At 62.9% G+C, this 7,197-nt stretch carries 8 protein-coding genes; 3 read left to right on the top strand and 5 right to left on the bottom strand.

All coding sequences use genetic code 11. The features are described 5' to 3' along the window. Window positions 1-121 precede the first annotated feature (121 nt). Together WBV42_RS06305 and WBV42_RS06300 are read right to left on the bottom strand one after the other, a co-directional pair. Window positions 122-1,096 (bottom strand): prohibitin family protein, encoded by a 975-nt coding sequence (locus tag WBV42_RS06305; protein ID WP_423985271.1) that lies wholly within the window; start codon window positions 1,094-1,096, stop codon window positions 122-124. A 146-nt stretch (window positions 1,097-1,242) separates the two neighbouring features. Then, window positions 1,243-2,085, bottom strand: a complete 843-nt coding sequence (locus WBV42_RS06300; RefSeq protein WP_423985270.1) for a DUF7351 domain-containing protein — start codon at window positions 2,083-2,085, stop codon at window positions 1,243-1,245. Window positions 2,086-2,191: 106 nt separating this feature from the next. Between WBV42_RS06300 and WBV42_RS06295 the strand changes: the two genes are divergently transcribed. The 3 genes from WBV42_RS06295 (at window position 2,192) to WBV42_RS06285 (ending at window position 3,833) form a co-directional block, all read left to right on the top strand. Further along, window positions 2,192-2,596 (top strand): DUF5788 family protein, encoded by a 405-nt coding sequence (locus WBV42_RS06295; protein ID WP_423985269.1) that lies wholly within the window; start codon window positions 2,192-2,194, stop codon window positions 2,594-2,596. A gap of 79 nt (window positions 2,597-2,675) precedes the next feature. Continuing rightward, window positions 2,676-3,311 (top strand): phosphoserine phosphatase SerB, encoded by a 636-nt coding sequence (gene serB / locus WBV42_RS06290; RefSeq protein ID WP_253225079.1) that lies wholly within the window; start codon window positions 2,676-2,678, stop codon window positions 3,309-3,311. Window positions 3,312-3,419: 108 nt separating this feature from the next. Next, window positions 3,420-3,833: an Hsp20/alpha crystallin family protein gene (locus tag WBV42_RS06285; protein ID WP_423985268.1), complete on the top strand. Its 414-nt coding sequence runs from the start codon at window positions 3,420-3,422 to the stop codon at window positions 3,831-3,833. Here WBV42_RS06285 and WBV42_RS06280 read toward each other — a convergent pair. The 3 genes from WBV42_RS06280 to WBV42_RS06270 form a co-directional block, all read right to left on the bottom strand. Then, the gene (locus tag WBV42_RS06280) at window positions 3,749-4,588 is read right to left on the bottom strand and encodes a S1C family serine protease (RefSeq protein ID WP_423985267.1); all 840 of its coding nucleotides are present in this window, start codon (window positions 4,586-4,588) and stop codon (window positions 3,749-3,751) included. The genes WBV42_RS06285 and WBV42_RS06280 overlap by 85 nt on opposite strands. A gap of 91 nt (window positions 4,589-4,679) precedes the next feature. Continuing rightward, window positions 4,680-5,873, bottom strand: a complete 1,194-nt coding sequence (gene metX, locus WBV42_RS06275) for a homoserine O-acetyltransferase MetX (protein ID WP_423985265.1) — start codon at window positions 5,871-5,873, stop codon at window positions 4,680-4,682. Continuing rightward, window positions 5,870-7,177 (bottom strand): O-acetylhomoserine aminocarboxypropyltransferase/cysteine synthase family protein, encoded by a 1,308-nt coding sequence (locus tag WBV42_RS06270; protein ID WP_423985264.1) that lies wholly within the window; start codon window positions 7,175-7,177, stop codon window positions 5,870-5,872. Before WBV42_RS06270 ends, metX begins: the two co-directional genes overlap by 4 nt. Between the last annotated feature and the right edge of the window lie 20 nt (window positions 7,178-7,197).

The raw sequence follows: 7,197 nt of genomic DNA, 5'->3' as shown, positions 1-7,197 counted from the left end.
AGGAGGAGGGCCTTCCAACTCACGAACGACCTGACGACGACGCCGAGGAGCACCGCGAGCGAGGCGAATCCGACCGCGACGAGGACCCACTTCGCCAATCGGGTCGTGGCGTCGTCCGTCATCAGGCCGACGCGTTCGTCGAGTTGTTGGTCGTTCCCGACGGCGAATCGTTGTTCGACCCGCCGATGTTCCGCACGAACTGCGGGTAGCCGCTGTCGCCGACCGGGATGTACACCGTATCGGTCTCGTCCAGTTTATCGATGTACTTCTGAGTGAGGACTTTCTGATCGAGCGATTGACTCAAGATCTGGTTCGCTTCCGCCTCACCGTTCGCCTCTATTTTCTTCCGGTCGGCTTCGAGTTTCTCGACTTCGAGTTCGTTCTCCTTCTGCTGGCGGCGCTGTTTCGTGATTTCCTTCTGTTCGACCGCCTGCTCGTACTGTTTGGGCAGGTTGACCTTGCGAATCTGAACCGCTTCGAGGATGAGGCCGTCACGGCTGAAATCCTTCTTCAGTGCGCTCTGTGCGGCCTGTTTCAGCTTCGTTTGGCCCTTTCCGGTGTAGATTTCGGTCACCGGGAGGGCACCCGCCTCGGTTCGGAGGACGGACCGAATGCTTGGGCGGATGAGTCGCTGTTCCGCGGACCCGAGTGACCGGTAGTTCTTGTAGAACTTCACGGCCTGTCCCGCATCCACGCGATACCGGACGGTGATGTCGATGTCCACGCGGAGCCCGTCCTCCGTCAGGACGGTGATCGAGTCGTCGGTATCGGACTTGCTCCCTTCGCCCTGTTGGCTGGACATCGTGTAGGACTGCGGGCGCGTGGAGAGCGACACGGTGTCCTGTGAAACCGGATTGATGAAGTGGGCACCCGGTTCGAACACCGTTCCCGTCGCCGCACCCCACTTTTTGACGACTTGGACGTTCCCCTCATCAGTGGGCGTCCACGAGAGGAATCCGACCACCGGAGCGGCGATGAGAAGGATGACGAGGACGATGAGGAGGGTGTTGCCGAAGATGCTTCGAAGATCGATATCGGGGATGCTCGGTCCCGAGGAACCGTCAGGGTCTATCGGAATGTCACTATCGGAACTCATTCAGATGCAGCCACATATCTCGACAGATATGTTATAGCTCTTGGTGTTTCCCGCCAGCGCTCTGCATCGAAGGGGAAACCGGTGGGGCGTGACTCACGATTGGAACGAAGCGAGGCGGGTTCTATTTCGGCGGAACGCTTTCGGGTTCAGAAATGACGATCCTTCCCGTCGTTCAGCACGACCGAGAGCGTCTCGTCCCCCTCGGTCACGTCGACGCGGAAGCGGAGGGGGTCCGTAGACAGCACCGTCTCGTGTCCGGGACGACAGAAGTCCAGCGTCCAGAACGGCGTCGAGCGAACGTCCGTTCCGTGTTCGGCGAAGAAGGAGATTACGTCCGGATGGAAGAGGGCGACGACGCCGACCGGAAACCCGGACTGGAATCCACACCGCGGGCAGTCGGCGTGATAGTGGTAGTGTTCCGGTTCCACGTTCTCGCGATGAATGCTCCCGTCGACGTACCCTTCACACCCTGGACAGACGCCGCGGTAGGTCAGCGCGAACTCGTGGTACGAGGAGAGCGCGATACGCTCGACGATGGTTTCCTCCGATCCCGTATCGAGCAAGCTCGGCGAACCCGGAAGCAACAGCGTGTGGTCGTCCGTTCCACACGAGAGACGGAGGGCACCGTCCTCGTAGCGGAAGGTCACCGAATCGCCACAGAAGACGCACTCGCCGGGCGCATCGATCGGACCCCACGTCCAATCCGGGTCGAGGGTGCCGGACGCGATGGCCGAAACGACCTGCATGCCGAAGGACGAGATGCAGTATCCCGCCGGTCCCTTCTCGATGAGGTCGCCGAGTCGGTCGAGGTGGTAGTTGAAGTTACCCTTGTCGCGGATGGAGACCGCGTCGCGGAGTTCGGAGTATTCGAGCCACGGGTCGGGCGGCGACTCGTGGCACGCGTTCGCCAGCGACCGCAGGATCTTGAACCGGGTCGCGTTATCGACCCGTCCGAGGAGTTCGGTCGAACTCGGTACCTCGTCGCTCATCGTTCGAACGTCGTTCGGTCGGAAAATAAATCGTGGGTGTTTGTCAGATGTTTTGGAGTACGTCCGTGCTCCGAATCCCTATCTTGCTGTCAGGTGAAGACGAGATATGAACGAGCGACAGCGGGAGCGACTCCTCGACGAAGTCAACCGCCCCTCGGGAACCATCGGGAGGAAGATTCCCGAAAAGATCAGCATCCAAGGAACGACCGTCGACCTGAACGCGTTCGTCTTCGAGTGCAAACGACTCGAAACGGTTCCGGAGGGCGAACGCGACCGTATCGAGGAGGTAAAACGGCAACTCAAGCGGGAACGCCTCGAACGGAAACACCGGATAGAGCGGGACGATATTTCGTACGCAGAGGGCGAGCAACTGGTCGAGAGCATCCGGGGAATCGACCGCGCGTACAACGCGTTGGGGGGTCTGGATTCGCCGAGTATCGGCGAACAGATGCGACGGAAGAAGTTGGACGATGCGCGGGAACTGATGACGTTGGTGAGATTGGGACGGTAAGCCGTTCGGTCAGCCGACCGTGGCAATTTCCACGACGACCACACTCCTTTAACAACCAAAAGCGCGAACCTCGATTCGAATGAAGCTAGTCGCGTTCGACTTCGACGGAACGCTTTCGGATTCGGAGATGACGGTCCTGCTCGGGAAACAGGTCGGTGCGGCCGACGAGATGGCCGACATCACCGCTCGTGCGATGAACGACGAAATCAGCTACGCGAAGAGCCTCCGCGACCGGGTGTCCCTCCTCGAAGGCCTGTCGCTGGAGAAGTCCGCCGACGCGTTTTCGGAGGTGACGCTCCGACCCGGCGCGGCCGACATCCTCGACGATTTGGCCGACAAGGAAACCCACGTCGCCATCCTCACAGGCGGGTTCGAGCGCGGCGTCAAAGTCGCGCTCGACCGCGAGGGCGTGTCGGTGGACACCATCGTCGCCAACCGAGTCGTGGACGACGGGACGAAACTCACGGGAGAGACCGAGGGACCGCTCATCGAGGGGACGAAGGACAAGGCGCTCAGGTCGCTCGCCGAGGAACTGGACGTGGATATGGTGAACACCATCGCTATCGGCGACGGCGCGAACGACCTGCCGATGCTCGAAGTCGCCGGATTGGCCGTCGGCTTCGACCCCAAACCGGCCGTCGCACCCGCCTGTGACACCATCGTCACGCACATGAACGAACTGCACGACGTGTTGGTCGATAAGAACGCTATCTGATCGATACCTAAAGCGGAGATGTTGCAATAGAAGTCCAGAGACACGTGATATTCCGTGTCCCGCTATCTTTAATATCTCAGCGAGCGTCTAATACATTTGGTGATTGTCATGGAACGATACACTCCCTTCGAGGACATGGACCGAATGTTCGAACAGATGCGCGCCCGCATGTGGGGCACGAGCGACCTGCGGCAGGACCTACAAAGCCACTCCCACGGCGGCACGCACTTGAACCTGAAAGAGCACGATGGTGAATTCATCCTCGTGGCCGACCTCCCCGGATTCGAGAAGGAGGAGATCGAAGTCTCGTTCGACGACGACGCGCTGACCGTCGCCGGAAAACACGAGGTGTCGGGTGACGACTTCAGCCGTGCCCGTGAACTCTCGGAACGCGTGACCCTGCCCAAGTCGGTCGAAAAGGACGGCATCGAGGCGACCTACCGCAACGGCGTCCTCGAAGTCAGGCTCCCCATCGCCGAGAAGGAAATCGACGACGGCGACCGCATCGAGATTTCGGACTGATTTTTTCGGGCGTCACGGACGAGCGGCGGCACCGTCTTTCGGAGCATCCGCGACGAGATGGCGAAGCCGAGGTTCTCCCCGCCGACGATTCCGGCGGTGTTGACGCCGACGACCCGGCCGTCACAACTCACGAGCGGGCCGCCGCTGTTACCCGGGTTGATGGCCGCGTCGGTCTGGACGACGCCGGAAATCGTCGCCCCGTGGCGTGACGGAAGCGTCCGATCGACCCCGCTGACGACGCCCTCCGTGATGGTTCCCTGCAAGCCGAGCGGGCTACCGAGTGCGGCGACGGCTTGCCCAGGTTCGGCCTCTCCTCTTGCGATCGGGAGAGTATCAACGTAGGACGGGACGTTTCGAACCCGCAGTACCGCGAGGTCGCGCTTCGGTGCGGTGCCGACGACTTCCGCATCGCGCATCTGTCTACGATTGAACTGGACGCGAAGCCGAGTTGCATCGGCGACGACGTGGTTGTTCGTGACGATGTAACCCGTCGAACCCGAGCGTTCGTAGACGAACCCCGAACCTTCGCCAGCGCCACGCGGCGTTCGGACGCCGACGGAGACGACCGAGTCGATGCTCCGGTCGTAGAGCGCGGGGAAATCACAGGTCGCGGTCTGTCCTCCCGACTGCGTTTGCGTACCCTCCACTTGCGTACCCTGCGCCTGCACTGTCACGGTCGAAACGAACGCGACGCTACCGAGGGCGAGCGAAACCACGACGAGTACGACGAGCGGCCGCGACGGTCGATTTCCCATCTCGAACGTTGAACGACACGAATGTTAATGAGTGCCACGGCCGACCCGGAGCGGGCCGCGTCGGGAAAGACAGCAGAAGAGAGGCCTCGGTTCACTGTGCGAACAGACTGGCGTGAACCGGCGCGAACCGTCCGGCGTCGTTCGACAGGAACCGTCGAATCGGCGGGCCGACGAGTTCGGGTTCGGCGAGGAAGGCGTCGTGGCCGTGGTTGCTGTGGAGGGACCGGTGCGTGACTTCGACACCGGCGCGTCGGAACGCGTCCGCGAGGTGGTCGGACTGTTCGACCGTGAAATGCCAGTCGCCGGAGAACGAAACCACGAGCGCTTCCCCGTCGAACTCCGAGAGGGCTTCGGCGTCCGAGTCATAGCCCGCGGCGAGGTCGTAGTTCTCCATGGCGTTCGTGAGGTGGAGATAACTGTTGGCGTCGAATCGCCGGACGAACTTTTGTGCTTGATAGTCGAGATAGCTCTCGACGTCGCGGTAGGAGTCGGCCGCGAAGTCGGCGGTTTGGCCGTCGTTCTCCCCGCCGCCGGACGGGAACGACCGGGGCTGACAATCGGCGAGGTCCCGGCCGAACTTCTCGTCCATCGATTCCTTCGAGAGGTAGGTGATGTGGCCCAGTTGGCGAGCCAACGCGAGGCCGGAGTCGGGGTGGTCGGGGTAGTAATCGCCGCCCTGCCAGACGGGGTCGGACGTAATCGCTCGGCGTGCGACCGCCGACAGGCTGAGCAGTTGCGGGTCGAGGCGTGCCGCCGTGGCGACGGGAATCACGCGCTCGACGCGGTCCGGGTATCGCTTCACCCATTCGAGGGCGTTCATGCCGCCGACGCTTCCGCCGATAACCGCACGAAGTCGGTCGATGCCGATGTCGTCGAGCAGTCGCCGCTGCGCTCGCGTCCAGTCGCCGACGGTGACGGTCGGGAAGTCGGAGCCGTACGGTTCGCCCGTCTCCGGGTTCGTGCTCGCCGGGCCGGTGGTTCCGTAGCACGATCCGGGGACGTTCGCGGCGATGACGAACTGCTCGTGGGTGTCGATGGGTTTGCCCGGGCCGACGACCTCGTCCCACCAGCCTTCGCCCTGTCCGTCCACCGACCCGGTGACGCGGTGACTCCCGGTCAGCGCGTGGCAGACGAGGACGGCGTTGTCGCCGGTGAACTCGCCGTGGGTTTCGTACGCGACTTCGAGTTCGGGAAGGTGCTCGCCGCATTCGAACTCGAACGAACCGAGCGAGCGTGACGATCCGTTCGAAATTCCGTCGGCCGACGAGGTTCCCGAACCGGTCATCGTGTCGGTTCCTCCGTTCGCGTCGTTGTCGCCGTCTCGATTGCGGCGTCGATGTCGGCGAGGATGTCGGCCGGGTCCTCGATGCCCACGGAGAGTCGAATCAGGTCGCGGGTGACGCCCGCCGCGCGCTGTTCGTCGGGTGAGAGTTGTGCGTGCGTCGTACTCGCTGGGTGAATCACGAGCGTCTTCGCGTCCCCGATGTTGGCGAGGAAGGAGGCGAGTTCGACGTCCTCGCAGAACGTCTTGCTGGCCTCGAACTCGCCGAGACCGAAGGCGATCATGCCGCCGAATCCGCCCGATAGATACCGCTCCGCATTGTCGTGCGTGCGGTGGTCGTCGAGGCCGGGATAGGCGACCCACGAGACGTCCTCGTGGTCGGCGAGATACTCCGCGACGACGGCGGCGTTCTCGCAATGGCGGTCCATCCGGAGCGGGAGGGTTTCGAGTCCCTGCAGGGTCTGCCACGCGTCGAACGGGGATTGCTGGTTACCGAGGCTTCGAACCGAGCGGAGTCTGGCGGCGGCGGCGAGGGGCGCGTCGGAGAAGTCCTCCGAGAAATTTACGCTGTGGTACGCGGGGTTCTCACCGCCGATTTCGGGGTAGTCGTCCGCGTTCCAGTCGAAATCGCCGCCGTCCACAAGGACACCGCCGACCGTCGTGCCGCTCCCGTGGAGCCACTTCGTCGTGGATTCCCAGACCGCGTCCGCACCGTGTTCGAGCGGGCGACACAGCGCAGGGGTGGCGAAGGTGTTGTCCACGACCAACGGAACGCCGTGTTCGTGGGCGATGTCGGCCACGCGTTCGAAATCCGGCGTGACGAGCGACGGGTTGCCGACCGTTTCGACGTGGACGAACGCCGTGTCGTCGTCGATTTGCTCCTCGTACGCCTCGTAATCCAGCGTGTCCACGAGGCGAGCATCGATTCCCCGGCGGGACGCGGTGTGAGAGAAGTAGGCCGTCGTGCCGCCGTAGGTGTCGGTGGAGAGGACGACGTTATCGCCCGTTTCGGCGAGGACCAGCGTCAGGGAGTCCAGCGCGGCCATGCCGCTCGCGGTGGCGACCGCACCCGTTCCGCCTTCGAGCGAGGCGATGCGGTCCTCCAGCATCTCGACGGTCGGGTTGCTCAGGCGGGAGTAGATGTGGCCGTCCCGCTCCAACGCGTACAGTTCGGCGGCGTAGTCGGCGGTTTCGAACGCGTAGGACGTGGTTTGATAGAGTGGGGGCGCAACCGCCCCTGTCGCGGGGTCCGGACGTTGCCCCGCATGAACGCTCCGAGTATCGAACCGGGGCTGGTCGTTGCTCATGTGTAGTACGCATATTTCCC

The organism is Haladaptatus sp. (genome assembly GCF_049589095.1).
Taxonomy (GTDB): domain Archaea; phylum Halobacteriota; class Halobacteria; order Halobacteriales; family Haladaptataceae; genus Haladaptatus.
This window is presented reverse-complemented; position numbering and strand designations above follow the sequence as displayed.